This window comes from Nonomuraea phyllanthi (genome assembly GCF_006334985.2).
Taxonomy (GTDB): domain Bacteria; phylum Actinomycetota; class Actinomycetes; order Streptosporangiales; family Streptosporangiaceae; genus Nonomuraea; species Nonomuraea phyllanthi.
Genome location: NZ_VDLX02000009.1, coordinates 194,447 through 220,815, shown reverse-complemented (window position 1 = coordinate 220,815; position 26,369 = coordinate 194,447). Strand labels below are relative to the sequence as shown.

The following is a 26,369-nucleotide window of genomic DNA, read 5'->3' as shown; positions in this document are numbered from 1 at the left end:
GGATCAGCCCGGGATGAGGCCCTGGTCGCCCAGCATCTCCCGGACCTCCTCGATAGAGGCGTCCGCGGGGGGAAGGATCAGCTCTGACGGCTCAAGGCTGTCGTCGGGAAGCGCCTTGCCCACCTGGCGCACCTTGTCGAGCAGCGCGTGCAGCTTCACGCGGAAGGCCTTCTCATCGCCCACCTCGATGGCCGCCTCGAGCTCGCCGTCGAGCTCGTTGAGCACCGAGATGTCGTCGGCGGAGATCTCCACCTGGCCCTCGCCCATGATCCTGACAATCATGCGCCCTCCCCAGGCTGGCGAAGCTGCTGGGTCTGACCCTGGCCCTGCTGCTGCGGCTGTGACTGGGGCTGCTGCTGCGGCTGGCCCTGCTCGATGGCGCTCTGCGGCGCCGGACCCTGGCCCAGCTCGGCCTTCATCCTGGCGAGCTCCAGCTCGACGTCCATGCCGCCGCCCATGCGGTCGAGCTCGGCCTGGATGTCGTCGCCGCGGGTGCCGCTGAAGTCGTCGAGCGCGCCGCTGGCCAGCAGCTCGTCGATCGCCCCCGCGCGGGCCTGCATCTGCGCCGTCTTGTCCTCGGCGCGCTGGATGGCCAGGCCGACGTCGCCCATCTCCTCGGAGATGCCGGAGAACGCCTCGTTGATGCGGGTCTGCGCCTCGGCCGCGGTGTAGGTGGCCTTGATCGTCTCCTTCTTCGTACGGAAGGAGTCGACCTTGGCCTGCAACCGCTGGGAAGCCGTGGTGAGCTTCTCCTCCTCGGCCTGCAGGTTGTCATGTTGCACCTTGAGGTCGGCCATCTGCGACTGCAGATTGGAACGACGCTGCAACGCCTCGCGGGCGAGGTCCTCGCGGCCCACGGACAGCGCCTTCCGACCCTGTTCCTCGTAGCGCCGGGCCTGATTCTCAAGGCCCGTTATCTGGAGCTCCACCCTCTTGCGCGACGTGGCGACGTCGGCCACGCCCCTCCGCACCTTCTGCAGCAGCTCCAGCTGCCGCTGGTAGGAGTAGTCGAGGGTCTCGCGCGGATCTTCCATCTTGTCCAAGGCCTTGTTGGCCTTGGACTTGAAGATCATCGACAGTCTCTTCATCACGCTCATGCGCGTCGGCCGTCCCCTTCTAGGTCGTGCTGGTGTTAATCCCAATGCAGCGCAGCCGCCTTGGGATTACCCTACGCATAACGCACGAGGGCGTCACTAAGTTGCACTCCAGGTAGGGTTGACGTCGTGTTGCGACGCCGTTCCCAGACCTCCGTGGACGACACCCCCGTCCCCGTTGACGATCCTAAGCCCCAGGGTAAAGGACGTCCCACACCCAAGCGCCGTGATCAGGAGAGCAAGCGGCGACAGCCGGTTCACGCGCCCAAGGACCGCAAAGAGGCCTATCGCCAGATGCGGGCCAAGCAGGCCGCCGAGCGCGATAGGGCCCGCAAGGGCATGCTCGCAGGTGACGAGAAATATCTCCCGGTCCGTGACAAAGGCCCGGCGCGCAAGTTCGCGCGCGACTGGGTCGACGCGCGGCGGCTGCCCAGTCAGTATTTCCTGCCGTTCTCGCTACTCATCCTGCTCGCGACGTGGATCCCGTGGCCGATGGCGGTCCGGGCCCAGGTGCTGGGCTACGTGGTCACCATCGGGTGGCCGATCATGATGATCGGCGTCCTGTTCACCTCCGTCTACGTGGCCTGGAAGGTGAAGAAGGAGGTGGCGGCGAAGCTGCCCAACGAGAGCCTCAAGGGCGTGGGCTTCTACGCGGCCATGCGGGCCCTGCAGATCCGCAGGCTGCGCTTCCCGCCGCCGACGGTGCTGCCGGGCGGCAAGCCGGTGCCGCCCAAGAGGTAGCCGCTCCGCGAAGACGGCCTTCCTGTGAGGCCACGTCTCACCGCGATGTCCCCCGTGTTCCTCTCGTCGCTCGGACGATCCCGCGGGCCACTCCTGAGCCTCAGGATTTCGCCGGGTCTCCGGGCGTACCGGAGACCACGGGTGTGCCGGACCAGTGGAGCAGGCCCTGCTCGACCGTGGGCCGCGCGCCCAGCACGGGACGGCCCTCCTCCAGGGCGTCCGCGACGTCGCGGAGCATCGCGTGGTACGACGGCCAGATCGGGTCCGGCCGCACCGCCGAGGCCACCACGTGACCGGTGTCCGCGTCGACCTCCGTGAGGGTGCCGACGTGGATCAGCCGTCCCGCGGGATCGCCGTGGCTCACGCGCGCCGCGCAGTCCTGGCGCCAGCGGTCGCGGATCTCGCGCACGCCGCTCGGCTCCTCGCCTGCGAGCGTGAAACGGGCCGGGAGCGGGCCTGACACGCCGTTGTGGCGCAGCAGCGAGGCCCGCAGGTCGTCGGGGAACTCCAGGCCCATCTGGGCCTCGGCGACCGCGATGGTGCGCGCCCTGCCGGGGGCGGCCAGGCCGGCGTACGTCCCGGGCGCGTTCGCCCGCAGCCACCGCTCGATGCGCCGCCACTGCCGGTTCACCGCGGCCCGCACCTCGGGCCTGATCGGCCGCACCCGCACCGGGCCGCGGGGCATGCACGCGGCCGGCAGCCCCGTCGTGCTCGGGGCCGGGACGCCGGACGCGGTCACACCCGGGTCCGGGACGCCGGACGCGGTCACACCGGGCGTCGTGGAGACGCGCACCGGGACCTCGGAGCCGTACGTCGGCACGGGCGTCGCCGTAGGGGCCACGGGCGTCGTCGCGGGGGCATCCGTCGCGGCGTCCATCTCGGCCGCGAAGGCCGCCTGTTCGGCCTGGTACGCCCGGTACCGCACCTCCTCGGCCTTCTGGAACTCCGTGGGCACCACGGCGATCCCCAGCGCCACCGCCACGATCGCCGCGATGGCCGCCCACATCAGGCCGATCCCCGTGCCGGCGGACCGGCGCGGCGGCGCCTGGGGCGGCGGGAGCGGCTCGGCGGGCATCCGGGCGCGGCGGCGCAGCCGTAAGGCGATCGCGGTCAGGACGGCCGCCGTCAGCGCGAGCCGTACGAGCTTCAGCACGTCGCGCACCCTATCCCGAAACGAATCACCCCATGGACCGGCACTAAGGTCGGACGTATGGAATTCCGACACCTCGGTCGCAGCGGTCTCAAAGTAAGCGAGATCAGTTACGGAAACTGGCTGACCCATGGCTCCCAGGTCGAGGAGGACGCCGCCAAGGAGTGTGTGCGGGCGGCGCTCGACGAGGGCATCACCACGTTCGACACCGCCGACGTATACGCGGGGACGAAGGCCGAGGAGGTCCTCGGCCGGGCGCTCAAGGGCGAACGCAGGGAGTCTCTGGAGATCTTCACGAAGGTCTACTGGCCCACCGGGCCGGGCCAGAACGACCGCGGCCTGTCACGCAAGCACATCACCGAATCGATCAACGGCTCCCTCCGCCGCCTCCAGACCGACTACGTGGACCTCTACCAGGCGCACCGGTTCGACCACGAGACGCCGCTGGAGGAGACGCTCAAGGCGTTCGACGACCTCGTACGCCAGGGCAAGGTCCTCTACATCGGCGTCAGCGAGTGGACGGCCGGCCAGATCGCCCAGGCCCTCAAGATCGCCGACGAGATGGGGTTCGACCGGATCGTGTCGAACCAGCCGCAGTACTCCATGCTGTGGCGGGTCATCGAGCCCGAGATCGTGCCGTTGAGCGAGAAGGAGGGCGTGGGCCAGATCGTCTGGTCACCGATAGGCCAGGGCGTGCTCACGGGCAAGTACCTGCCCGGCCAGCCGCCCCCCGAGGGTTCGCGCGCCACGGACGGCAGCGGCGGCAGCGCCATGATCGCCCGGTTCATGAACGACGACGTGCTCACCCGCGTCCAGGACCTCAAGCCGATCGCCGCCGACCTCGGGCTCAGCATGGCGCAGCTGGCCATCGCCTGGGTCCTGCAGAACCCGAACGTCTCCAGCGCCATCGTCGGCGCCAGCCGGCCGGACCAGGTGCGCGACAACGTGAAGGCCGCGGGCGTCAAGCTGGACGCCGACGTGCTCAAGCGGATCGACGAGGTGCTCGGCTCGGTCGTGGAGCGTGACCCGGCCAAGACGCAGAGCCCCCGCACCCGCCCGTAATCAGCCCCGGACGATCAGAACCCCTTGAGCCGCGTCAGCCGCTCAAGGGGTTTTCCGTTACGGGCACTCACTCGGGGCGCAATGACAATCCCGTGTACTCCACGCGGTCCTCGTCGAGCAGCGCCACCTGCTCCACTCCGGAATCGAGCAGGTCACGCCAGTTCTCGCCGAGCCAGGACTCCGCGTCCGCCTGGCTCGGGAAAACCTCGCGCGGCAAAGGGCGATCCGTCACCTCACCACCACGCGCGTTCTCAAAACGCCACCGCCATGTCATGCCATACGCTCCTTTTCCGCGGGTTCGCCCGCGCACCCTGAGCAGCCACTGGAACCCTACTCCCGCGCATGAAGGTTGATCGACGCCGTACGGGCACCGTGTCGCGCCCGCGCCACCGCCGTACCGGGCCGCCGCGTGCCCGGACAGCCCGGTGCCGGACCGCCGGGCCCCGGGGACGGGCCGGGCTTGTACGCTCGGCGCGGTGAAGGTCCTTCTCACCGGCACCGCGGGCGCCGCCGGCTGGCCGGAGCCCGGCTGCCGGTGCGCCTCGTGCTCCGGGCTCCCGCACGGTCACCGGCGCCCGTTCGAGGTGGTCGTGGACGGCGTGGTCCACGCCCCCTTCCGTGACCTGCCGGACGGCTACCGGTCCCGCGCCGGTGGGCTGGGGCTGGCCGGCCCCGGCGGCTCCCGGCTGCTGCTCCTGCCCCGGGGCCAGGAGGTGCCGGAGGGAGGCGGACCCCCGTACGACATCGTGCTCATCGACCTGCTCGACCGGCCGGAACGGCTCGGGGAGTTGCGGCGGGCCGGGCTCGCGGACGAGCGGACCCTGGTGGTGGCGGCCTGGCTGGACCACCGGGTGCGCTCGGAGGAGGAGCTGGCCAGGCGGCTGCGGTGGTGGGGTGCGGTCACCGTCCCCGACGGCACGGAACTGGACGCCGGCGTCCCGCGGGCGCGGCACGAGACGCCCCGGCGGATGCCGCACGAGACGCCCCGGCCGGCGCGGCGCGAGACGCCGCGGCGGGCGCTGCTGCTGGGCGGGTCGCGGTCGGGCAAGTCGGCCGAGGCGGAGTTGCGGCTGGCGGCGGAGCCGTACGTGAGCTATGTCGCCACCGGGCCCGAAGGCGCGGGTGACGGCGAGTGGGCGGCGCGGGTGCGGGCGCACCGGGAGCGGCGGCCCGCGCACTGGGAGACCGTGGAGACCACCGACCTGGTCTCAGTCATCGCGGAGGCCACCGCGCCGCTGCTGGTCGACGGGCTGGGGACGTGGCTGGCGGCGGTGTTCGACGAGCACGGTGCCTGGGAGGGCGACCGCGCGCCCGTCGGGGAGCGCTGCGACGCGCTGGTGGCGGCCTGGCGGCAGGCGCGCGCGCCGATCGTGGCGGTCTCGGACGAGGTGGGGATGGGCGTGGTGCCCGCCACAGCGAGCGGGCGGGCGTTCAGGGACGCGCTCGGGCGGCTCAACGAACGCCTGGCCGCCGAGTCGGAGTACGTGGCGCTGGTGGTCGCGGGGCGTCCGCTGGAGCTCTGACCCCGTACGGAGCGGACCCCGTCCGGCGTCAGGAGCGGACCCCTTCGGGGGCGCACCCGGTCAGCATCGGTTGATTGTCACGGGCGGACGGCGCGGGCGTACCAGCGGCCGTCGAGGCGGTCCACGTGCAGGGGGCGTCCGAAGCAGTCGGAGAGGTTCTCCGGGGTGAGCACGTCGCCCACCGGGCCGGACGCCAGCACGCGGGCGTCGCGCATGAGCATGGCGTGGGTGGTGGTCGCGGGCACCTCCTCCAGGTGGTGGGTGACCGTCACGGTGGTCAGGACGGGCCGGGTGGAGGCCAGGTCCTCGACGGCGGTGATGAGGTCCTCCCTGGCGGGCAGGTCGAGCCCGGCGAACGGCTCGTCGAGCAGCAGCACCGCCGGGTCGGCCATGAGCGACCTGGCCACCCTGATCCTCGCCCGCTCCCCCTGCGAGCAGACGCGGAACGGCCGGTCCGCCAGGTCCTTGCAGCCCAGGTCGGCCAGGAGCCGGTTGGCCCGCTCCCGCTCGACGTCGCCGTACTTGTCCCACAGCGGGACGCTCGTCCCCGTGTGACCGGTGAGCACCACGGTGTGCGCGGTGGCGCCCTCCTCCTCCATCAGCTCCTCGTCGATCAGCCGCTGGCTGGCCGCGACCAGGCCGATGTGGCGGCGCAGCTCCCGCATGTCCACCCGGCCGAGCGTGTGGCCGAGCACCTTGACCGTGCCGTCGCTGGGGTGGCGCACGGCGGCCGCCAGCGAGAGCAGCGTCGTCTTGCCCGCGCCGTTGGGACCGAGGATCACCCAGTGGTCGCCGTAGTCCACCTGCCAGTCGACGCCGTCCAGCAGCGACTTGCCGACGACCCGGACACCTACGCCTTCGAGTTCAACCACGTGCATCCCGCCACACTAGTGGGCCTAGGATCGTCGGTTATGCGGCTTCGGCACGGGCTGCGGCTCGCGATCGGCACGCTCAGCGTCTTTCCGGTACGCGTCGAGCGGGTGGATCGGGAGGTCGCGGGCCGCGCGATGGCGCTCGCCCCGGCCGTCGGGCTCGTGCTCGGCCTGGTCGCGGGGCTGCCCTTGCTCCTGCCGGGGCCGCCGCTGCTGGGCGCGGCGCTGGCGGTCGGCGCGCTGGCCGTGCTGACCCGGGGCCTGCACCTGGACGGGCTCGCCGATCTGGCGGACGGGCTGGGCAGCGGCAAGCCCGCCGCCGAGGCGCTCGACATCATGAAAAAGTCGGACATCGGGCCGTTTGGCGTGATGACGCTGGTCCTGACGCTGCTCGTCCAGGTCGTCGCGCTGGCGGGGGCCGGGTTCGCGGCGCTGGTGACGGCGTGCGTGGCCGGGCGGCTGGCCCTGACGTGGGCCTGCCGGGCGGGCGTCCCGGCCGCACGGCCGGGCGGGCTGGGCGCGATGGTCGCGGGCACCGTACGCGGCCCGCTGCCGTGGCTCGTCACCGCGCTCGCCCTGCTGGCCGGCATCGCCGTGGGCGCCGCAACGGCGAGGACGCCGCCCGGCGCGGCCGTCCTGCCGCTGGGCCTGCTGGCCGGGCTGGGCGCCGCCCTCCTGCTGCTCCGGCACGCGCGGCGCCGGCTCGGCGGGATCACCGGCGACGTGCTGGGGGCGCTCGTGGAAGCCGCCACGGCCACCTCGCTGGCCGTCTGCGCGGTCCTCGGCTGAGCGCCCCGGGGCCGGCCCGCCCCCTGTGGCCGGCCCGCGTCTCGTGGCCGGCCTCGTCAGGAGACCGGCTGCGGCGCCCGTGCCGGACGGAGGCGGAGCAGGACCGCGGCGGCGAGCGCGAGGAGCACCCAGCCCACCAGGCCGGTGATGCCGACCAGTGCCTCGTTCGGCGGCGCGGCGGCATCGCCGAACAGCAGCGCGACCCCCGCGATGGCGTTCAGCGCGCCGTGGGCGACGACGGCGGGCCACACGCTGCCCGTGCGCAGCCGCATCCATCCGATCAGCATCCCGAACAGCACGCAGAAGCCGATGAAGTACAGCGCGGCCCAGGAGCCGAGCCGCGGGTAGTTGTAGCCCAGCAGGGTGAGGGGCGCGTGCCAGACGCCCCAGATGACACCCGAGTAGAGCAGCCCGACGAAGGTGCCGTTCGTGGAGACGAGCCGGGGCAGCAGCCATCCGCGCCAGCCCCACTCCTCGCCCAGGGCGGGGATGGCGTTCAGCACGGGCCCGGCGACCACCGCGATCGCGATCTGCAGCACGGCCACCGGGCCGAGGTCGGCGGGCACCTGGGCGCCCTGCGCCTCGAGCATGTTCCTGAACAGGCTCAGCCGATCGAGGTCCAGCGAGACCAGCCCCACGGCGGCGCTGAGGCCCATCGCCAGGAACGTCACCAGCGGCACCCCGAGCCAGGCGACCAGCACGAGGACGCCCGTGCGCCCCTTGCGCTCGCCCAGCGTGAGCCCGGTCTGCCGGGCCCATTCGCGGAACGGCGTCCGGGAGACGGCCCACGCGCCCAGCACGCCGATCGTGGGGGTGAACATCATGAGCGTGCCCGCCCAGACCATCTGCGGCGAGTTCAGCCCGCCGCCGAGCCAGAGGGGCAGCGCCGCCGCCCAGGACAGCCCGAAGGCCAGGACGATGAAGATGAGGAGGGGTCGTTTCATGGCTCCACTCGCTCCGTGATGAGGGCGTTGATGAGGGATGCTCCGCGCGTGGCGTCGTCGACGCTGATCGCGAGCCGGCCGCCGGAGCGGTAGCCGATGACCAGGCACTCGCCGCCGCGCAGCATGATCGTGGTGCCTCCGGGCAGCCCGCGGAAGCCCCACCCGCCGACCTGGCTCGGGTAGCGGGTCTCCGACCAGGCCGACTCGATCCGTGACAGGGAGATCCTGCGTGCCGGCAGGCCCAGGGGTCCGAGCCGCACGACCACGTGGCCGTCGCCGACCTGCACGGACAGCGACGAGGTCAGCAGGCCGACCACCAGCACGATGGCGAGGCCGGGCACCAGCGCCGCCGCCTGCTCGCCCGGCGCCAGGCCCGCGAGGCCCAGCAGGCCGAGCACGGCGAGCGCGGCCACCGCGACGGCGGTGAGGAGGGACACCGTCCGGTTGGTGACGTGGCCGATCCACACCGTCCGCTGCCCGGCCCTGAGCCGCAGGCGGGGCGGGACCCGCCCGGGAGGCGCGGGGTCGTCGTGCCCGCCCCGGCCCAGGTAGCCGGCCAGGGCGGCGACCCCGAACCCCGCGACGACGACGGCGACGACCTGCCAGCCGGGCAGCCGGGCCGCGGTCCAGTCCGGCGCGTCGAGGTTGGCGAGCAGGGTCGTCACGTTCAGTCCGGGCAGGAACAGGCCGAGCCCGAACTGCGCGCCCCACCACGTCATCCGGCCGTGCCGCCGGGCCCGCACCCGCTCGTTCATGGCCAGCGCGACCAGCCAGGGCACCGCCCACACCAGCGCCTGCACGGCGACGTACGCGGTGAAGGACATGGACCCGTTCGCCGTGCCGCCGGTCCCCCAGTGCGTGGCCAGCGGATCGGGCAGCCGGTCCCGCAGGGACAGCGGCAGCGCGATCTGCACGGCAGTCACGGCCAGTCCCCAGATCACGGAGATGGCTCGGGGGTTCATGGCAGCTCCTCCAGGATGGTGATGAGGTCGTCGCGGCTGTAGCCGCGCCTTCTCGCCTCTTCCAGCAGCTCGCGCGCCCGCTGCGCGAGCAGGGCGCGGCCGTCGGCCCGCCCCGCCACGCTGACCCCCCGGCCCCTCCGGAACTCGAGCAGCCCCTCGTCGCGCAGGTCGCGCAGCGCGCGCAGCACGGTGTTGGGGTTGATGCCGAGCGCCATGGCCAGGTCGCGGGCCGGGGGCAGGCGGTCGCCCGGCTGGTAGGAGCCCTCTCCGATGGCCCGGCGAATGGCGCCCGCCACCTGCTCGTGCAGGGGCCGGGCGTCATTGAGATCCAGCGTCAGCAACATGGTGCTAATGACACTAGCACTATTTCGCGAGCAGCGTGATTCGTAGGATGAACCCCTGTTTGTGAATACGTAGAAGACCTGGATAGCATCGGTTTACGTGACCACTGTGCGGCTGAACTCAGCAGATCCAGTCTCCATCGACACCGACGCCTTGATCGTCGGCTTCAGGTCAGGCCAGGACGGCCCGAGGGCCACCGCGGGCGCCGAGTCGCTCGACGCGGCCTTCGGCGGCAAGCTCGGCGAGTCCCTCAAGGCCGTCGCCTTCTCCGGCAAGGCGGGTGAGCTGGCCAAGCTGCCCACGTTCGGCGCCATCGCCGCCCCGCTGCTGGTCGCGGTGGGCCTGGGCGAGTCCGCCGACGCCGAGGGTCTGCGCCGCGCCGCCGGCGCCGCCGTACGCTCCCTCGCCGGCACCGCCAGGGCCGCGCTCGCCCTGCCCGCGGGCACCCCGGAGGAGGCCGAGGCCGTCGCGCTGGGCGCGCTGCTGGGCGCGTACTCCTTCTCCCGCTACCGCACCGGCGAGGAGCAGAAGGCGCCGGTCGCCGAGCTCACCGTGGTCTCGGGCGAGTCCGACGCCATCGGCGAGCGCGCCGGCGTCCTCGCCGACTCGGTCAGCCTGGTCCGCGACCTGGTCAACACGCCTCCCTCCGACCTGTGGCCGGCCAAGTTCGCCGAGATCGCCGAGCAGGAGGGCGGCAAGGCCGGGCTGAGCGTCGAGGTGCTCGACGACAAGCAGCTCAAGGACGGCGGCTACGGCGGCCTCATCGGCGTCGGCCAGGGCTCGGCCAACCCGCCGCGCCTGGTCCGCCTCTCCTACTCCCACCCGGAGGCCACCAAGCGGCTGGCGTTCGTGGGCAAGGGCATCACGTTCGACTCCGGCGGCCTGTCGCTCAAGCCGTCGGCCGCCATGGACTGGATGAAGTCCGACATGGGCGGCGCGGGCGCGGTGTTCGGCGCCATGATCGGCATCGCCAGGCTCGGCCTGCCGGTGAACGCCGTCGGCTACCTCTGCCTGGCCGAGAACCTGCCGAGCGGCACCGCGCAGCGCCCCTCCGACGTCCTCCACAGCTACAGCGGCAAGACCGTGGAGGTGCTCGACACCGATGCCGAGGGCCGCCTGGTGCTCATGGACGGCATCGCCAGGGCCGCCGAGGACCAGCCCGACCTCATCGTCGACGTGGCGACCCTCACCGGCGCCCAGATCGTCTCGCTGGGCTGGCGCACGGCCGGCGTCATGGCCAACGACGACGCCGTCAGGGAGCTGGTCGTCGAGACCGCCACGGCGGCGGGCGAGGGCGCGTGGGGCATGCCGCTGCCCGAGGAGCTGCGCAAGGGCCTCGACTCGCCGATCGCCGACATCGCCAACCTGCACCCCGAGCGATGGGGCAGCATGCTGACGGCGGGCATCTTCCTGAAGGAGTTCGTGCCCGACGGCGTGCGCTGGGCGCACATCGACATGGCGGGGCCGGCGTACAACAAGGGCGAACCCCACGGTTACACCCCGAAGGGCGGCACCGGCGCCATCACCCGCACCCTCATCGGACTCGCAGAGCGGCACGCGAGCATCTGAAACAAATGAAAAGATGACGGCATCACGAACACCCCGACAAGGAGCCTTCCTGTGGCCTATGACATCGTCGTCCTAGGTGGTGGCAGCGGCGGTTACGCCTGCGCGCTTCGGGCGGCTGAGCTGGGCAAGTCGGTCGCGCTGATCGAAAAGGACAAGATCGGCGGCACCTGCCTCCACAGGGGATGCATCCCCACGAAGGCCCTGCTCCACTCCGCCGAGGTCGCCGACGAGACCCGCGAGAGCGAGTCGTTCGGCGTCAAGGCGCGCTTCGACGGCATCGACGTGCAGGGCGTGCACGCCTTCAAGGACAAGATCGTGACGCGGGCCTGGAAGGGCGTTCAGGGCCTGCTCAAGGGCGCGGGCGTGACGATCGTCGAGGGCGAGGGCCGCATGGTCGGCCCCGGCCGGATCCAGGTCGGCTCGGAGGTCTACGAGGGCCGCAACCTCGTCCTGGCCACCGGCTCGGCGCCCAGGTCGCTGCCGGGCCTGGAGATCGACGGCGAGCGCGTCATCACCAGCGAGCACACCCTCAAGATGGACCGCGTGCCCACGTCCGTCGTCGTGCTGGGCGGCGGCGTGATCGGCGTCGAGCTGGCCAGCGTCTACCGCTCCTTCGGCGCCGAGGTCACGATCGTCGAGGCGCTGCCGCACCTGCTGCCCACCGAGGAGGAGTCCAGCTCCAAGCTGCTGGAGCGGGCCTTCCGCCGCCGCGGCATCAAATACGAGCTGGGCGTCTTCTTCGACAGCGCCAAGACCACCGAGACGGGCGTGGTCGTCACGCTGGCCAACGGCAAGACCCTCGACGCCGAGCTGCTGCTCGTCGCGGTCGGGCGGGGCGCCGTGTCGGCCGGCATGGGCTTCGAGGAGCAGGGCGTCGCCATCGAGCGCGGCGCGGTCGTGGTCGACGAGCACTGCCGCACCTCGGTGCCCGGCGTCTACGCCATCGGCGACCTGATCCCCACGCTTCAGCTGGCGCACGCCGGGTTCGCCGAGGGCATCATGGTGGCCGAGCACATCGCGGGCCTCAACCCGCCGCCCATCGACTACGCGGGCGTGCCGCGCATCACCTACTCCGACCCCGAGGTGGCCTCGGTCGGCATCACCTCGGCGCAGGCGGCCGAGCGCGGCATCGAGATCGTCGAGCAGGTCTACGACCTCGCGGGAAACCCCAAGAGCCAGATCCTCGGCACCTCAGGCGCCGTGAAGGTCATCGCCCAGAAGGACGGCCCGGTCGTCGGTGTCCACATGGTGGGCCGGCGCATCGGAGAGCTCGTCACCGAAGGGCAGCTGATCTACAACTGGGAGGCGCTGCCCGCAGAGGTCGCCCAGCTCATCCACGCACACCCGACCCAGTCCGAGGCCATGGGTGAGGCGATGCTGGCCCTGGCCGGCAAGCCGCTGCACGTACACAACTAGTCCAAGCCCTCGAGATCAGAACGCGAGAGAAGAATAACGATGCCGGTCTCCGTACAAATGCCCCAGCTCGGCGAGAGCGTGACCGAGGGCACCGTAACCCGTTGGCTGAAGAAGGAGGGCGAGCGCGTCGAAGCGGACGAGCCGCTCCTCGAGGTGTCGACGGACAAGGTCGACACCGAGATCCCGTCGCCCTCCGCAGGCGTCCTGACCAAGATCGTCGTTGCTGAGGACGAGACGGTGGAGGTCGGCGCCGAGCTGGCCGTCATCGACGAGAAGGCCGAGGCGGGCGGTGCCGCTCCCGCTCCCGAGGCGCCCGCTCCCGCCCCGCAGCCCGAGCCGCAGCCCGAGCCCGCGCCGGCTCCCCCGGCCTCCTCGATCCCGCAGCCGGCTCCCGCGCAGCCCGCCCCCGCGCCGCAGGCGGCCCCGGCGCCCGCTCCCGCGCCGGCCCCCGCGCCCGCCCCGCAGGCCGCTCCTCCGGCCGCGCAGCCCTCGCCGCTGCCCTCGGGTGAGAGCCCGTACGTCACGCCGCTGGTGCGCAAGCTGGCCAACGAGCACGGCGTCGACCTCGACTCGATCAGCGGCACCGGCGTCGGCGGCCGCATCCGCAAGCAGGACGTCCTCGAGGCGGCCAAGGCGCAGCGCGAGAAGGCCGCCGCGGCGCAGGCCGCCCCGGCTCCGGCCCCCGCCGCCGCTGCCCAGCCCGCTGCCGCCGCCCCGGCCGCCCAGACCCCGGTCACCGCGGCGCCCGAGCCCGTGGAGGTCGACACGACGCTGCGCGGCCGCACGGAGAAGATGACGCGGCTGCGGCAGACGATGTCGAAGCGGCTCGTCGAGTCGCTGCAGACGGCCGCCCAGCTCACCACGGTCGTCGAGGTCGACGTCACCAAGATCGCGCGGCTGCGCGACCAGGCCAAGGCCGACTTCCTGCGCCGCGAGGGCGTCAAGCTGTCGTTCATGCCGTTCTTCGAGATGGCCGCCATCGAGGCGCTCAAGCAGCACCCGAAGCTCAACGCGACGATCAACAACGAGACCATGGAGGTCACGTACTTCGACGTCGAGCACCTGGGCATCGCGGTCGACACCGAGCGCGGCCTGATCGCGGCGGTCATCAAGAACGCCGGCGACCTCAACCTCGCCGGGCTCGCCCGCAAGACGGCCGACCTGGCCGAGCGCACGCGCGCCAACAAGGTGACGCCCGACGAGATCACCGGCGGCACGTTCACGCTGACCAACACCGGCAGCCGCGGGGCCCTGTTCGACACCCCGATCCTCAACCAGCCGCAGGTCGGCATGCTCGGCACCGGCGCCGTGGTGAAGCGGCCGGTGGTGATCGACACGCCTGAGGGCGAGGTCATCGCGGTGCGGTCGATGGTCTACCTGGCGCTGACCTACGACCACCGCCTGGTGGACGGGGCCGACGCCGCCCGCTTCCTGACGACGGTGAAGCGCCGTCTGGAGGAGGGCCGCTTCGAGGCCCAGCTCGGCCTCGCCTGACCCGCGCCGTTCACGGCCGGGCGGCCCCCATCCCGGGGCCGCCCGGCCGCGCGCTTTCCCGGGGCTCTCCTCCTCTGTGGGTACGGGCGTCCGGCGGTGGGGGCGCGGCACACCGGGGTGGCCAGGGTGGTGGGCGTACTGTGGCGGTATGGCGATCATCGTGACGGGCGCCTCCGGGCTGCTCGGGTCGGCGCTGGTGCGGGCGTTGCGGGACGAGGGCCAGGACGTCGTCAAGCTCGTACGCCGGGAGCCGCGCGCCGACGACGAGGCGTACTGGCAGCCGGACCGGCAGGAGATCGACCGGGCCGCGCTCGAAGGGGCGCGGGCCGTGGTGCACCTGTCCGGGGCGTCGATCGGGGGCAGGCGCTGGAGCGCGGCGTACAAGCGGGAGCTGCTCGACAGCCGGGTCCAGAGCACCAGGGTGCTCGCCGGCGCGCTGGCGGGCCTGTCCGCCCCGCCGGAGGTGCTCCTGTCCGCCTCGGGTGTCGACTTCTACGGCGACACCGGCGACCGGGTGATCGACGAGAGCCAGGGCAAGGGTGACGGCTTCCTGTCGGACATGTGCGAGCAGTGGGAGGGCGAGGCCGCCCGCGCGGGCGAGGCGGGGGTCAGGACGGTGCTGATGCGGTCCGGGCTGGTGCTGAGCGGCAAGGGCGGGGTGCTGGGGCAGGTGGTGCCGATCTTCAAGATCGGGCTGGGCGCGCCGCTCGGGTCGGGCAAGCAGTACTGGTCGTGGATCAGCGTGGACGACTGGGTCCAGGCAGCACTACATGTCATGAAAAATCGGGACGTGGTGGGAGCGGTCAACTTCACCTCCCCCTCGCCCGTCACCAACACCCGGTTCACCCGCGCGCTCGGCAAGGCCCTGCGCAGGAGCACGATGCCGATCCCGGTCCCCGCGTTCGCGCTGTCGGCGGGCCTCGGCGAGTTCGCGCGCGCCGCGCTGCTGCCCAGTCACCGCATCCGGCCGGGCAAGCTGCTCGACAGCGGCTACAGGTTCGCCCATACCAGCCTCGACGAGGCCCTGCGCGCCGTACTGTAGTGAGCCGTACGTCCTTCACAGGGGGGAGCATCTTGACATGAGCCGGTCAGGACAGTCACACATCCTCGCCATCGGTGGCGGGTCCTTCCGCCCGACCAGGCGCTATGGCTTCATCGAGGCCAGCCCGCTGCTGCGCTACGGCCTGGATCTGACCGGGCAGGACCGGCCGAGGCTCGGCCTGGTCGCGACCGCGGGCGGCGACTCCGACGAGTGGCTGCTGAAGATGTACGGCGCGTTCGCGGGCTGGGACGTCGAGCTGAGCCACCTGACGGTCTTCCCGATGCCCAACGTCGAGGATCCGCGGGCCTGGATGCTCGAACAGGACATGATCTACGTCAGCGGCGGCAGCGTGGCCAACCTCATGGCGTTGTGGCGGCTGCACGGCTACGACGAGGCGTTCGAGGAGGCGTGGCGGTCCGGGGTGGTGCTGTCCGGGCAGAGCGCGGGCGCGCTGTGCTGGCACGTCGGCGGCAACACCGACTCCTTCGGGCCCGACCTGCGCGTGTGGGCCGAGGGCCTGGGCTTCCTGCCGTACTCATGCGGCGTGCACTACGACTCCGACCCGCAGCGCCGCACGCTGCTGCAGAAGTCGGTGGCCGCGGGCGAGCTGCCCGACGGCTACGCCGCCGACGAGGGCGTGGGGCTCCACTACGTCGGCACGGAGTTCATCCAGGCCGTGTCCGTCCAGCCGGGCGGCTACGCCTACCGGGTCGAGGGCGACGGCGCGGGCGGGGTCAAGGAGTTCAGGATCGAGCCGCGTCTCTTGACCCCCTGATTACCTCTCAAGGGTGAGGGAGCGGCACAATAGGCTCATGCGCCCCAGAGACGGGGACGATCCCCACGCACTCGCCATCGTCCGCCTCGGCGTCGACGTCCCCTACGAGCAGGCCTGGTCGCTGCAGCGCTGGGTGCACGGCAAGCGGGCCGCCGGAGAGCTGACCGACACCGTCCTCCTCCTCGAACACGCCCCGGTCTACACCGCGGGCAAGCGCACCGCGCCGCACGAGCGCCCGGCCGACGGCACGCCGGTCGTCGACGTCGACCGGGGCGGCCGGCTGACGTGGCACGGTCCCGGGCAGCTGGTGGCCTATCCGATCGTGGCGGTCACCGACGTGGTCACCTTCGCCTGCCGCCTGGAGGAGACCATGATCCAGGTGTGCGCCGACTTCGGCGTCACGGCGAGGCGCGTGCGGGGGCGCGGCGGCGTCTGGGCGGTCGGCGACGCCAGCCTCGGCCTGCCCGACCGCCAGCTCGGCGCGGTGGGCCTGCGCGTGGCGCGCGGCGTCACCATGCACGGCTTCGCGCTCAACTGCGCCAACGATCCGCGCTGGTTCAACCGCATCGCCCCGTGCGGCATCCCCGACGTGGGGGTCTCCTCGCTGTCGGCGGAGACGGGCCGCCGCATCGTGGTCGAGGAGGTCATGCCGATCGCCGAGAAGCGGCTGGCGGAGGCGCTGGGCATGGAGCCGTACGATCTCCACGAGGAGGACCTTCTCCGGCGGTGACGAGCGGCCTACGATCACGGTGTGAAGCGTCTCCTCGCCCTCCTGATCGCGCTCGCGGTGCACCTGCTGACGCTCGCCTTCTTCGTGCTCGGCGGGTGGCTCGTCCTGGCCCATCTCGACTCGCTGGTCGGCTGGCTGTTCGGCGCCGTGAGCCTGGCGATCGGCTGGGCGCTGCGGCCACGCCTGGCCGGCCTGCCCGCCGACGCCGAGGTGCTCGACCGGGCGTCGGCGCCCGAACTGCACGGTGTCGCGGGCCGCGTGGCCGACCGGGTGGGCGTGCGGCGGCCGGAGAAGGTCGCCGTGCGGGACCTGGCGGCCGAGACCCGCTACGACCGCGTGGGCCTGCGTCGCACCCCCGTGCTGGCGGTCGGGCTGCCGCTGTGGCTGGCCCTGCCGCCCCGGCAGCGGGTGGCCCTGCTGGCCCGGGCCTACGCCGCGGCGCCGACCGGCCGCGAGCTGGTCGTGGAGGGGGCGCTCGGCACGCTGGAGACCTGGCGTGACGCCCTGCTGGGGGCCGAGCCGCTGCAGGTGCGCGAGGAGGCGCAGGCCAAGATCGCGGCATCGTCGCTGGGCGCGATGGACCACCCGGGCACCACGTACGAGGCGGCGGGGTTCGTGGGCCGGATGCTCGGCCGGGTCCTGGGCGGCCCCGTGCTGCTGGTGCGGTACGCGCTGACCCGGCTGGCCGCTGCGGACGAGAGCCGGATCCTGGCCCGGCGGCGGGCGCTGGCGCTGCGGGCCGCACCGGAGCGGGACCTCGCCGACCTGGACGCCATGGCGGCCGGCGGCTACCTGGCACCGATGCAGGCGGCGGCGCTGCGCGGCGAGAGCGTGGCGGCGATCAGGGAGGGCGCGCTGGACAGATCCCGGCTCGCCGACGACGGGGTGCTCGTCACTCCCCCGGGCTGCGACCTGCTCGGCATGCCCGATTCCGAGCGCGTCGACCAGGAGCTGTCCGCCCACTACCGGCGCGCGATCGGCGGCTTCGGCCTGATCTCCTGAAGCCCCGGGAGCACCCCGGGCGGGGCCGCTTCCCCGGCGGACGTAAGCTGAGAACGTGACCGTTGCTCCTGAAGGCCGAAAGCTCCTCCGCCTGGAGGTGCGCAACGCCGAAACCCCTATCGAGCGCAAGCCCCCGTGGATCAAGACCAAGCTGAGGACGGGCCCCGAATACACCGAGCTGAAATCGCTCGTGCGCCGGGAGGGCCTGCACACGGTCTGTGAAGAGGCGGGCTGTCCCAATATCTACGAGTGCTGGGAAGATCGCGAGGCGACCTTCCTCATCGGCGGCGACCAGTGCACGCGCCGCTGCGACTTCTGCCAGATCGACACGGGCAAGCCGAAGGAGTACGACCGCGACGAGCCGCGCCGCGTGGCCGAGTCCGTCCAGCAGATGGGCCTGCGCTACGCGACCGTGACCGGCGTGGCCCGCGACGACCTGCCCGACGGCGGCGCCTGGCTCTACGCCGAGACCGCGCGCCAGATCCACGGGCTGCTGCCCGGGTGCGGCGTCGAGCTGCTGGTGCCCGACTTCAACGGCAACCGCGACCAGCTGGAGGAGGTCTTCTCCAGCCGTCCCGAGGTGTTCGCGCACAACGTCGAGACGGTGCCGCGGATCTTCAAGCGGATCCGTCCGGCGTTCCGCTACGAGCGCTCGCTCGGCGTGATCACGATGGCCCGCGAGGCCGGGCTGGTCACCAAGTCCAACCTGATCCTGGGCATGGGCGAGACGCGCGAGGAGATCGTCGAGGCCATGCGCGACCTCCACTCGGCCGGCACCGACCTGCTGACCATCACCCAATACCTGCGACCCACGCCGCGCCACCACCCGGTGGAGCGCTGGGTCAAGCCCGAGGAGTTCGTGGAGCTGCAGGCGGAGGCGGAGGCCATCGGGTTCGCCGGCGTGCTGTCCGGGCCGCTCGTGCGCTCCTCCTACCGCGCGGGACGGCTCTACAAGCAGGCCATCGAGGCCCGCCAGACCGCCTGATCCGCGTCGGCCCCGGGACCGCCCGGTCCTGGGGCTGTTGCGCGCCCGGCGACAGTGCGGCATCGTCGTCGGGGGTCGTTACATGGCAGGGCAGCCGACGGAGGGGCGACGGAATGGCCGTTCTGATCCGTACGAGTGATCTTCCCGCCGAGCGGCGCCTCGATGCCTGGCGGACCGTCGTGTGCGACACGCTCGGCCCGCTCGACTTCAGGATCGACCCCGACGCGCCGCTGCGGGGCGAGATCGAGGCCGGCCAGCTCGGGTCCGTGGGCGTCGGCAGGGTGCGCACGTCCACGCCTCACAGCGTGCACAGGACCCGGGGGCTGATCCGCCGCGACGGCCCCGAGCTCTATCGCGTCGTGCTGGCGATGGCGGGCAGTCCGCGGCTGACCCAGGACGGGCGCTCCGCGCAGCTCAGCAGGGGCGAGTTCGCGATCTACGACTTCTCCCGGCCGTACGAGCTGGCCTACGACTCGGCGGTGCAGTTGGCGGTGTTCAGCCTGCCGCGCGACCTGCTGACCCTGCCGGGCGGCGCGGTCGACGCGCTCACCGCGGTCCCCATCACGGCCGAGTCGGGCACCGCCGCCCTGGCCGTGCCGCTGCTGCACCGGGTGACCGCGGACATCGAGACGTACCGGCCGGACAGCGCGGCCAGGCTGTCCACGGTGGTGACGGACCTGATCAGCACGGCCGTCGCCGAACGCGCCGAGCAGGTCCGGTCGTTATCCCCCGACTCCCGGCAGCGCGTGCTGCTGCTGAAGATCCGCGCCTTCATCGAGCAGCGGCTGGGCCAGGCGGACCTCGACCCGGCCACCATCGCGGACGCGCACCACATCTCCGTGCGCTACCTGCACCGGCTGTTCGAGTCGGAGAGCACCACGGTGGCGGCGTGGATCAGGCAGCGGCGGCTGGAGCGCTGCCGCGCGGAGCTGGCCGCGGGGGGCACGCGGTCCGTGAGCGAGATCGCCTCCCGATGGGGGCTGCCGGACTCCGCCCACTTCAGCAGGGTGTTCAAGCGCGCGTACGGGATGCCGCCCGCCGAGTACCGCCGCGCGAGCGCTGTGCGCTGAACATCAATCCCGTCCGGCGCTCACGTCCAAGACCGGCGCCCCCTCCGATCGGCAGACTGGCGGTACGCCGAAAGGGCGGCGCATCGAAGAGGCGGTGCGCATGAGGATGGGAGCGAGACATGCAGCTGTTCGTCAATCTGCCGGTCAGGGACCTGGACAGGTCGAAGAAGTTCTTCACCGACCTGGGCTTCACCCTCTTCGGCATGGCCGAGGGCATGGCGTCGGTGGTCATCAACCAGGAGACGCAGGTCATGCTGCTGGCCGAGCCGGTCTTCGCCTCGTACGTCACCAAGGAGATCGCCGACGCGGGCAAGAGCACGGAGGCGATCCTGGTGGTCGGCATGGAGAACCCGGCCCAGGTCGACGACCTGGTCGACAAGGCGCTGGCGGCCGGCGCCACCCCGGCGGGCGTCAAGCAGGAGGACGGCGTCCGGTACCAGCGCGGCTTCGCCGACCTCGACGGCCACCACTGGGAGGCGCTGTGCCTCGCGCAGCCGAACAGCTGAGCGGCGAGGCGATCTCGGCGGACGGCACCGCCATCGCCTTCGACAGGTACGGCTCGGGGCCGGCCGTCGTCCTGGTCCACGGGGCCTTCACGGCTAGGGGGCACCCCACGCTGTCGGGCGTGGCGGCCGCCCTGGCCCAGTGGTTCACGGTCTACGACTACGACCGCAGGGGGCGCGGCGAGAGCGAGGACACCCTGCCGTACGCCGTCGCGCGGGAGATCGAGGACCTGGCGGCCGTCATCGGGGCGGCGGGCGGTTCTGCCATGGTGTTCGGCGGCTCGTCGGGGGCGGCGCTGGCGCTGGAGGCCGCGGTACGGAATCCGGCGATCACCAAGCTCGCCCTGTGGGAGCCGCCGTACCACGTGGACGACAGCGCGCCGCCGCTGCCGGACGACTTCGCGGCGCAGCTGGACGCGCTGGTGCGGGCGGACCGGCGGGGGGAGGCGGTGGCCCGGTTCATGATCGAGGCCGCCGAGGCGCCGCCGGAGGCGGTGGCCGCGATGCGCGCGCAGCCGTCCTGGCCTGGGATCGAGGCCCTGGCCCACACGCTCGCCTACGAGGCCGCGGTGCTGGGGCCGGGCAACGCGCTGCCCGCGGCGCGGCTGGCCGCCGTCACCCAGCCGACGCTCGTGCTCAACGGCGAGGACAGCCCCCGGTGGATGGCGAACGCGGGCCTCGCGGTCGCGGCGGCGGTGCCCGGCGCGGTACGCCGGGTGCTGGAGGACCAGGCGCACGACGTGTCCCCCGAGGCGCTGGTCCCCGAGTTGCTGGAGTTCTTCGTCACCGCCTGAGCCGCACCCGGCGGAACGCCGGTCGGTTCCCGCGCGTCGCGGCCTTCCGGCCGTCCGGCGCCTGGTGAAGACTGTGGCCGTGGACTTCGACGACCTCATCGCCCGGCTCGACCTCAGCACCAGGATCCGCCTGCTCACCGGGGCCGACATGTGGTCACTCCCGCCGCTGCCCGAGATCGGCCTCGACCGGATCGTCATGAGCGACGGCCCGATCGGCGTGCGCGGCGAGCAGTGGAGCGCGGCCGACCCCTCGATCGCCCTGCCCAGCCCGACCGCGCTGGCCGCCACGTGGGACGTGGAGCTGGTGCGCCGGGCCGGGGCGCTGCTGGCCCAGGAGGCCCGGCGCAAGGGCGTGCACGTGCTCCTCGCGCCCACGATCAACCTCCACCGCTCGCCGCTCGGCGGGCGGCACTTCGAGTGCTTCTCCGAGGACCCGTACCTGACGGGCGAGCTCGGCGCCGCCTACGTGGAGGGCGTGCAGGACGGCGGGGTGGCCACCACCCCGAAGCACTTCGTGGCCAACGACTTCGAGACCGAGCGGTTCACGGCCGACGTCCGGGTGAGCGAGCGGGCGCTGCGGGAGCTCTACCTGCGGCCGTTCGAGCGGGTGGTGGAGGCCGGGGCGTGGGGCGTCATGACGGCCTACAACGCGGTGAACGGCACCACCATGACCGAGCACTCCGACCTGGTGAACGGCGTGCTGAAGGGCGAGTGGGGGTTCGACGGGTTCGTGGTGTCGGACTGGACGGCGGTGCGCACGACCGAGGCCGCCGCCCTGGGCGGCACCGACGTGGCCATGCCGGGCCCGTCCGGCCCTTGGGGCGAGCGGCTGGAGGCGGCCGTGCGGGAGGGGCGGGTGCCCGAGGCGGCGGTGGACGACCGCGTACGCCGGATCCTGCGCCTGGCCTCGCGCGTCGGCGCCCTGCGCGGCGAACGTGACCCGGCGGGCCGGGAGGGGCGACGGGAGGTCGTCGACGGCGTGGCGCTGGCCCGCGAGGTGGCCGCCCGCGCGTCCACGCTGCTCACCAACGACGGCGTCCTGCCGTTCCGCCAGGTCAGGACGGTCGCCCTGATCGGGGCCGCGGCCGCGGGCGCCCGGATCATGGGCGGCGGCAGCGCGCAGGTCTTCCCCGACCGGATCGTCTCGCCGCTCCAAGGCCTCGCCGAACGGGCCGAGGTCCGGTACGCGCTCGGCACCGACCCCCGGATCCGCCTGGCGCCGCTGCCCGGCCCGGTCACCGCCACGTTCCTGGACGCTCAGGGCGCGACGCTGGCCGAGCAGCCGCTGGCCACGGGCGAGGCGCGGTGGATCGGCCAGTTGCCGCCCGGCGTGGACGGCGACCGGCTGGCGACGGTCCGGATGCGCACCACGTACACGCCGGAGGTCTCGGGTGAGCACCAGCTGTCGGTCGCCGGCGTGGGGGGCTTCACCATCGCCGTGAACGGCGAGGCCGTCTTCGACGACCGTGTCGGGCCGGACGGCGGCGACCCGGCCGCGGCGCTGCTGTCGCCGCCCGAGCGGCGGGTGAGCGTGCCCATGGCCGCCGGGGAGCCGTACGAGGTGGTCGTGACGCACGCGGCGGGGCGGTTCGGCGGGGTGGCGGCCGTGTCCTTCACCGCCGGCCACGCGGACCCGTGCCCCGGCGAGGACGAGCTGCTGGCCGAGGCCGTGCGGGCGGCGGCGGAGTGCGACGTGGCGGTGGTGGTGGCCGCGACCACGCCGGAGGTGGAGAGCGAGGGCTTCGACCGCGCCGACCTGCGGCTGCCCGGGCGGCAGGACGAGCTGATCCGCGCGGTCGCCGCGGCCAACCCGCGCACCGTCGTGGCCGTCAACGCGGGCTCGCCGGTCGAGATGCCGTGGGTGGACGAGGTGGCGGCCGTGCTGGTCACCTGGTTCCCGGGGCAGGAGGCGGGGGCGGCGCTGGCGGACGTGCTGTTCGGGGACGCCGAGCCGGGCGGGCGGCTGCCCACGACCTGGCCGGGGCGCCTGGAGGACGCTCCCGTGACCGGCGTGACCCCGGTGGACGGCGTGCTGCGCTACGAGGAGGGCACGTCGATCGGGTACCGCGCGTGGGAGCGGTCGGGGCGGGCGCCCGCGTTCTGGTTCGGGCACGGCCTGGGCTACACGACCTGGTCGTACGACTCGATCGCGGCCGAGGGGACCAGCGTGACGGTGGCCGTCGCCAACACCGGCGGGCGGCCCGGCCGCGAGGTGGTGCAGATCTACGTCTCCGGCGGGGCGGGCCGCGCGCTGGCCGGCTGGGACGTCGTGGCGGCCGCGCCCGGCGAGACCGTGCTCACCACCGTCTTCCTGGACGAGCGGGCCTTCCAGGTGTGGGACGAGGGCGGCTGGCGCACGGTCCCCGGCGAGTACACCGTGGAGGCGGGCCGGCACGCCGGCGATCCCCGGCTGTCGGCTATCGTGAAAATGTAGCCGTCGGCGAAACGGCAGGGGCACGTTTTCCGTACCGCACCAGTTGGTTTGTATCCTTCAGAGCATGGCAAAGTCCGAGGAACCAGAGAAGCCGGGGCGCATCAAGCAGCTCCGCATGGTCGCGCAGATCATCAAGCAGGCCAACCCCAAGGGGATGCCGATCGTCTTCCTCTCGGCGGTGGGCACGCTGGCGGTGGTCGTCGTGATCGGCCTGGTCACGGACTACCTGTGGTATTCGGTGTTCATCGGCGTGCTGGCGGCGCTCACGGTCGGGCTGGTCGTGTTCGGCCAGCTCGCCCAGCGGGCCCAATACTCGATCCTGCACGGCCAGACCGGCGCCGCGGCGGCGGTGCTCCAGGGCATGCGCGGCAACTGGCAGGTGACCCCGGCCATCGCGGTCAACCGCGACCAGGACCTCATCCACCTGGTGGTCGGCCATCCGGGTGTCGTGCTGGTCTCCGAGGGGCCGGGCAACCGGGTGGCGAGGATGCTCGCGGCGGAGAAGAAGCGGGTCGCGCGGGTGGTGCTGGGCATCGAGATCTACGACATCCAGTGCGGTGACGGCGAGGGGCAGGTGCCGCTCGGCAAGCTCCAGCGCCACCTGATGAAGCTGCCGCGCAACCTGAAGAAGCCCGCGGTCAACGAGGTGAAAGACCGCCTGCGCTCGCTGCCGAAGAACATGCCGATGCCCAAGGGCCCCATGCCCAAGGGCACGCGCATGCCGCGCGGCCCCAAGATGCGCTAGTGCGCTCCTCCAGCGCCGCCAACCGGCACTGGTGGGACGGCAACGCCGACGACTACCAGGCCGAGCACGGCGCGTTCCTGGGTGACGTCTCGTTCGTCTGGTGCCCCGAGGGCCTCGACGAGGCCGCCGCCGGGCTGCTCGGCGAGGTCTCGGGGCGCAGCGTGCTGGAGATCGGCTGCGGCGCGGCGCAGTGCGCGCGGTGGCTGGTCTCCCGCGGAGCGCGGGTGGCCGCGTTCGACATCTCGCACCGGCAGCTCCTCCACGCCCGGCGCATCGACGAGGAGACCGGGTTGAGCGTGCCGGCGGCGCAGGCCGACGCCGAGTCGCTGCCGTTCGCCGACGCCGCCTTCGACCTGGCGTGCTCGGCGTTCGGCGCGCTGCCGTTCGTGGCCGACCCGCTCGCCGTGCTGCGGGAGGTGCGGCGGGTGCTCGGGACGGGCGGCCGGTTCGTGTTCTCGGTCAGCCACCCGATCCGGTGGGCCTTCCCCGACGACCCGTCCGAGCGCGGCCTGACCTCCGACCGCTCCTACTTCGACCGCAGCCCGTACGTCGAGCGCGACGGCGCGGAGATCACCTACGTCGAGCACCATCGCACGATGGGCGACTGGGTCTCCTTGATCGTGGCCTCCGGGCTGCGCCTGGACGGCCTGCTGGAGCCCGAGTGGCCGGAGGGGCACGACGAGGTGTGGGGCGGCTGGAGCCCGCTGCGCGGCCGCCACCTCCCCGGCACGGCCATCTTCACCTGCTCGAAGGCCTAGTTTCTGGCGGCCAGGGCGTGGAAGACCTCCTTGGGCACCCAGTGCCGCTCGTCGAGCATCTTCACCACCCCGTACGAGCCGATGTCGTCCTCGCCGGGCCTGTTGAAGGCGGCGAAGGTGAACCACAGCGCGGTCTCCACGCCCTCCCGCTCGAAGACGTCCATGAGCTCGGTGAAGTAGCGCACCTGCTCGCCCTCGTCCCGCACCGCGCCCTCGGGCACGACCCAGGCCGAGCCGCCGCGCTCCCCCGCCCCGGCGTACGGGCAGGTGCCGAACTCGGTGACCGCGACCGGCTTGCCGTGCTTGAAGTGGGCGCGCAGCTCGTCGGCGAAGTCGTGGGCGTTGTAGGAGGCGCGGTAGGCGTCCACGCCCGCCACGTCGAACGGCGCCCAGTCGACCGGCTCCCACGGCCCGGCGGCGTAGCTGAGCCTCCCCCCGAACAGCGGCCGCACGGCCTGGGCCACCTTCGCGAGGTAGACGTTGAAGCGCGGCATGACCTGCATCAGGGTCGTCCACCACTCGACGTCGCCGGCCATCATGGCGCCGAGCCGGTCGCCGTAGCCGTCGCCCTCGATGAAGCCGTGGCCGAAGGCGGTGATCTCGCAGCCGGTCACCAGCACGACCTCGGCGCCGTCGCGGCGTACCGACTCGGCGCGCCGGGCGGCGTCGGCGAAGAGCTCCAGCATCTCGTCCTCGGTGAGGTCCACGGGGAACGGCGTGAACCAGATCTCCAGCCCGGCCGCGGCGGCCTCCCTGGCCGCCGCCTCGATCCGCTCGGGGTCGCGGCCGGAGATGCGGACGGACGCGCAGCGCAGGTCCTCCGCGATCGTCCGCATGTCGCGCCGGACGTCCTCGATGTGGAACGACGTGCGGCTCAGGTCGTCGCCCGGCAGGAACCCGACGTCGTAGTTGATGCCCTTCTTCATGGCGTGTCCTCTCGTGGTGCGAACCCGTGTTCCAGGAGGTCGAAGGCCAGCTCCACGTCGTGCGCCAGCCGCCTGCCGGCCTCCTCCAGGGGCTCCCCCGCGGCGATGCGATGGAAGAAGACCTCCTGGAGGGTGGTGACGGCGGCGGTGATCTGCCCGGCCATGAGCTGTGCCCTCAGGTCGTCGCCGCCGGGATCGGCGTCCCTGAGCGCCGTGGCGAGCTCGTACCGCTCGCCCATGCGCACGGCGTGCATCGCGCCCATCAGCGCGGGGCTCGACGAGATGACGCGGATCCTGGCCAGCAGCGACTCCACGTCCATGCCGCCCGTGCTCTCGGCCGCCATGGCCAGGTACGCGCGGCGCAGCGCCTCCAGGGGCGCGCAGCCCTCCGGGCGCCCGGACACGATCGCGGCCAGGTCGTCCTTGACCCCCTCCGTGACGAGGCAGTCCTTCGTCGGGAAGTAGTTGAACAGGGTCACCTTGGCGACCCCGGCGGCCTCGGCGATCTCGTTGACCGTCACCGCGTCGTAGCCGCGCTCGTCGAACAGCCGCAGCGCGACCTCCGCGATGCGCCGCCGCGTCTGCTCCTTCTTCCGCTCCCGGAGCCCTGCCATCATCATGCGGACAGCATAAAGCAAACCAGGTAC

General features: G+C 72.7%; 28 protein-coding genes. 18 read left to right on the top strand and 10 right to left on the bottom strand.

The window, feature by feature from the left end:
- Window positions 1-3 precede the first annotated feature (3 nt).
- Window positions 4-282, bottom strand: coding sequence for a PspA-associated protein PspAA (pspAA, locus tag FH608_RS24860; protein WP_139633001.1), 279 nt, complete (start codon window positions 280-282; stop codon window positions 4-6).
- The gene (locus FH608_RS24855) at window positions 279-1,097 is read right to left on the bottom strand and encodes a PspA/IM30 family protein (RefSeq protein WP_193318605.1); all 819 of its coding nucleotides are present in this window, start codon (window positions 1,095-1,097) and stop codon (window positions 279-281) included. Before FH608_RS24855 ends, pspAA begins: the two co-directional genes overlap by 4 nt.
- A 126-nt stretch (window positions 1,098-1,223) precedes the next feature.
- On the opposite strand from FH608_RS24855, the gene FH608_RS24850 reads away from it, so the two are divergent.
- Window positions 1,224-1,835, top strand: a complete 612-nt coding sequence (locus FH608_RS24850) for a DUF3043 domain-containing protein (protein ID WP_317135581.1) — start codon at window positions 1,224-1,226, stop codon at window positions 1,833-1,835.
- A gap of 100 nt (window positions 1,836-1,935) precedes the next feature.
- On the opposite strand, the gene FH608_RS24845 is transcribed toward FH608_RS24850, so the two are convergent.
- Window positions 1,936-2,988 carry an SMI1/KNR4 family protein gene (locus FH608_RS24845; protein ID WP_139633000.1) on the bottom strand — a complete coding sequence of 351 codons (1,053 nt, stop codon included), beginning with the start codon at window positions 2,986-2,988 and terminating at the stop codon, window positions 1,936-1,938.
- Between the two features lie 57 nt (window positions 2,989-3,045).
- On the opposite strand from FH608_RS24845, the gene FH608_RS24840 reads away from it, so the two are divergent.
- Window positions 3,046-4,047: an aldo/keto reductase family protein gene (locus tag FH608_RS24840; RefSeq protein ID WP_139632999.1), complete on the top strand. Its 1,002-nt coding sequence runs from the start codon at window positions 3,046-3,048 to the stop codon at window positions 4,045-4,047.
- Window positions 4,048-4,114: 67 nt separating this feature from the next.
- On the opposite strand, the gene FH608_RS24835 is transcribed toward FH608_RS24840, so the two are convergent.
- A complete protein-coding gene (locus tag FH608_RS24835; RefSeq protein ID WP_139632998.1) occupies window positions 4,115-4,321 on the bottom strand; it encodes a hypothetical protein in 207 nt (68 codons plus the stop codon).
- A 202-nt stretch (window positions 4,322-4,523) separates the two neighbouring features.
- Here FH608_RS24835 and FH608_RS24830 point away from each other — a divergent pair, with 202 nt between their 5' ends.
- The gene (locus FH608_RS24830) at window positions 4,524-5,570 is read left to right on the top strand and encodes a bifunctional adenosylcobinamide kinase/adenosylcobinamide-phosphate guanylyltransferase (protein ID WP_139632997.1); all 1,047 of its coding nucleotides are present in this window, start codon (window positions 4,524-4,526) and stop codon (window positions 5,568-5,570) included.
- A gap of 77 nt (window positions 5,571-5,647) precedes the next feature.
- Here FH608_RS24830 and FH608_RS24825 read toward each other — a convergent pair whose 3' ends face one another.
- The gene (locus tag FH608_RS24825; RefSeq protein WP_139632996.1) at window positions 5,648-6,448 is read right to left on the bottom strand and encodes an ABC transporter ATP-binding protein; all 801 of its coding nucleotides are present in this window, start codon (window positions 6,446-6,448) and stop codon (window positions 5,648-5,650) included.
- Between the two features lie 33 nt (window positions 6,449-6,481).
- Here FH608_RS24825 and FH608_RS24820 point away from each other — a divergent pair, with 33 nt between their 5' ends.
- Entirely contained in the window at window positions 6,482-7,231 is a 750-nt protein-coding gene (locus FH608_RS24820) for an adenosylcobinamide-GDP ribazoletransferase (protein WP_139632995.1), read from the top strand.
- Between the two features lie 56 nt (window positions 7,232-7,287).
- Here the strand turns inward: FH608_RS24820 and FH608_RS24815 are convergent, their stop codons facing one another.
- The 3 genes from FH608_RS24815 to FH608_RS24805 are packed head-to-tail and all read right to left on the bottom strand — an operon-like array spanning window position 7,288 to window position 9,481.
- A complete protein-coding gene (locus tag FH608_RS24815) occupies window positions 7,288-8,175 on the bottom strand; it encodes a CPBP family intramembrane glutamic endopeptidase (protein WP_139632994.1) in 888 nt (295 codons plus the stop codon).
- The gene (locus FH608_RS24810) at window positions 8,172-9,137 is read right to left on the bottom strand and encodes an SdpI family protein (RefSeq protein ID WP_139632993.1); all 966 of its coding nucleotides are present in this window, start codon (window positions 9,135-9,137) and stop codon (window positions 8,172-8,174) included. The genes FH608_RS24815 and FH608_RS24810 overlap by 4 nt, the downstream gene beginning before the upstream one ends.
- Window positions 9,134-9,481 carry a GntR family transcriptional regulator gene (locus FH608_RS24805; protein ID WP_193318604.1) on the bottom strand — a complete coding sequence of 116 codons (348 nt, stop codon included), beginning with the start codon at window positions 9,479-9,481 and terminating at the stop codon, window positions 9,134-9,136. The genes FH608_RS24810 and FH608_RS24805 overlap by 4 nt, the downstream gene beginning before the upstream one ends.
- A gap of 97 nt (window positions 9,482-9,578) precedes the next feature.
- Here FH608_RS24805 and FH608_RS24800 point away from each other — a divergent pair, with 97 nt between their 5' ends.
- The 14 genes from FH608_RS24800 to FH608_RS24735 all read left to right on the top strand — a co-directional run bounded on the left by FH608_RS24800 (window position 9,579) and on the right by FH608_RS24735 (window position 24,796).
- Complete coding sequence (locus FH608_RS24800; RefSeq protein ID WP_139632992.1) at window positions 9,579-11,048, top strand: leucyl aminopeptidase; 1,470 nt, start codon at window positions 9,579-9,581, stop codon at window positions 11,046-11,048.
- Between the two features lie 51 nt (window positions 11,049-11,099).
- Entirely contained in the window at window positions 11,100-12,464 is a 1,365-nt protein-coding gene (gene lpdA, locus FH608_RS24795) for a dihydrolipoyl dehydrogenase (protein ID WP_139632991.1), read from the top strand.
- Between the two features lie 39 nt (window positions 12,465-12,503).
- The gene (gene sucB / locus FH608_RS24790) at window positions 12,504-13,958 is read left to right on the top strand and encodes a 2-oxoglutarate dehydrogenase, E2 component, dihydrolipoamide succinyltransferase (RefSeq protein WP_139632990.1); all 1,455 of its coding nucleotides are present in this window, start codon (window positions 12,504-12,506) and stop codon (window positions 13,956-13,958) included.
- 148 nt (window positions 13,959-14,106) lie between these two features.
- Window positions 14,107-15,000 (top strand): TIGR01777 family oxidoreductase, encoded by an 894-nt coding sequence (locus FH608_RS24785; RefSeq protein ID WP_139632989.1) that lies wholly within the window; start codon window positions 14,107-14,109, stop codon window positions 14,998-15,000.
- Window positions 15,001-15,037: 37 nt separating this feature from the next.
- Complete coding sequence (locus FH608_RS24780) at window positions 15,038-15,775, top strand: Type 1 glutamine amidotransferase-like domain-containing protein (protein ID WP_139632988.1); 738 nt, start codon at window positions 15,038-15,040, stop codon at window positions 15,773-15,775.
- A 37-nt stretch (window positions 15,776-15,812) separates the two neighbouring features.
- Window positions 15,813-16,505: a lipoyl(octanoyl) transferase LipB gene (gene lipB, locus FH608_RS24775; RefSeq protein WP_139632987.1), complete on the top strand. Its 693-nt coding sequence runs from the start codon at window positions 15,813-15,815 to the stop codon at window positions 16,503-16,505.
- A 21-nt stretch (window positions 16,506-16,526) separates the two neighbouring features.
- Window positions 16,527-17,507: a M48 family metalloprotease gene (locus FH608_RS24770; protein ID WP_139632986.1), complete on the top strand. Its 981-nt coding sequence runs from the start codon at window positions 16,527-16,529 to the stop codon at window positions 17,505-17,507.
- Window positions 17,508-17,562: 55 nt separating this feature from the next.
- The gene (lipA, locus tag FH608_RS24765; protein ID WP_139632985.1) at window positions 17,563-18,492 is read left to right on the top strand and encodes a lipoyl synthase; all 930 of its coding nucleotides are present in this window, start codon (window positions 17,563-17,565) and stop codon (window positions 18,490-18,492) included.
- Window positions 18,493-18,605: 113 nt separating this feature from the next.
- Window positions 18,606-19,562, top strand: a complete 957-nt coding sequence (locus FH608_RS24760) for a helix-turn-helix domain-containing protein (RefSeq protein WP_139632984.1) — start codon at window positions 18,606-18,608, stop codon at window positions 19,560-19,562.
- Between the two features lie 119 nt (window positions 19,563-19,681).
- A complete protein-coding gene (locus FH608_RS52940; RefSeq protein WP_139632983.1) occupies window positions 19,682-20,068 on the top strand; it encodes a VOC family protein in 387 nt (128 codons plus the stop codon).
- Window positions 20,044-20,859: an alpha/beta fold hydrolase gene (locus tag FH608_RS24750; protein WP_139632982.1), complete on the top strand. Its 816-nt coding sequence runs from the start codon at window positions 20,044-20,046 to the stop codon at window positions 20,857-20,859. Before FH608_RS52940 ends, FH608_RS24750 begins: the two co-directional genes overlap by 25 nt.
- A 79-nt stretch (window positions 20,860-20,938) precedes the next feature.
- Window positions 20,939-23,293 (top strand): glycoside hydrolase family 3 protein, encoded by a 2,355-nt coding sequence (locus tag FH608_RS24745; protein ID WP_139632981.1) that lies wholly within the window; start codon window positions 20,939-20,941, stop codon window positions 23,291-23,293.
- Between the two features lie 64 nt (window positions 23,294-23,357).
- Complete coding sequence (locus FH608_RS24740) at window positions 23,358-24,038, top strand: DUF4191 domain-containing protein (protein ID WP_139632980.1); 681 nt, start codon at window positions 23,358-23,360, stop codon at window positions 24,036-24,038.
- Window positions 24,038-24,796, top strand: a complete 759-nt coding sequence (locus FH608_RS24735; RefSeq protein WP_139632979.1) for a class I SAM-dependent methyltransferase — start codon at window positions 24,038-24,040, stop codon at window positions 24,794-24,796. Before FH608_RS24740 ends, FH608_RS24735 begins: the two co-directional genes overlap by 1 nt.
- Here FH608_RS24735 and FH608_RS24730 read toward each other — a convergent pair.
- Both FH608_RS24730 and FH608_RS24725 read right to left on the bottom strand, forming a co-directional pair.
- The gene (locus FH608_RS24730; protein ID WP_139632978.1) at window positions 24,793-25,722 is read right to left on the bottom strand and encodes a hypothetical protein; all 930 of its coding nucleotides are present in this window, start codon (window positions 25,720-25,722) and stop codon (window positions 24,793-24,795) included. The genes FH608_RS24735 and FH608_RS24730 overlap by 4 nt on opposite strands.
- Window positions 25,719-26,342, bottom strand: coding sequence for a TetR/AcrR family transcriptional regulator (locus FH608_RS24725; RefSeq protein WP_226899851.1), 624 nt, complete (start codon window positions 26,340-26,342; stop codon window positions 25,719-25,721). Before FH608_RS24725 ends, FH608_RS24730 begins: the two co-directional genes overlap by 4 nt.
- Between the last annotated feature and the right edge of the window lie 27 nt (window positions 26,343-26,369).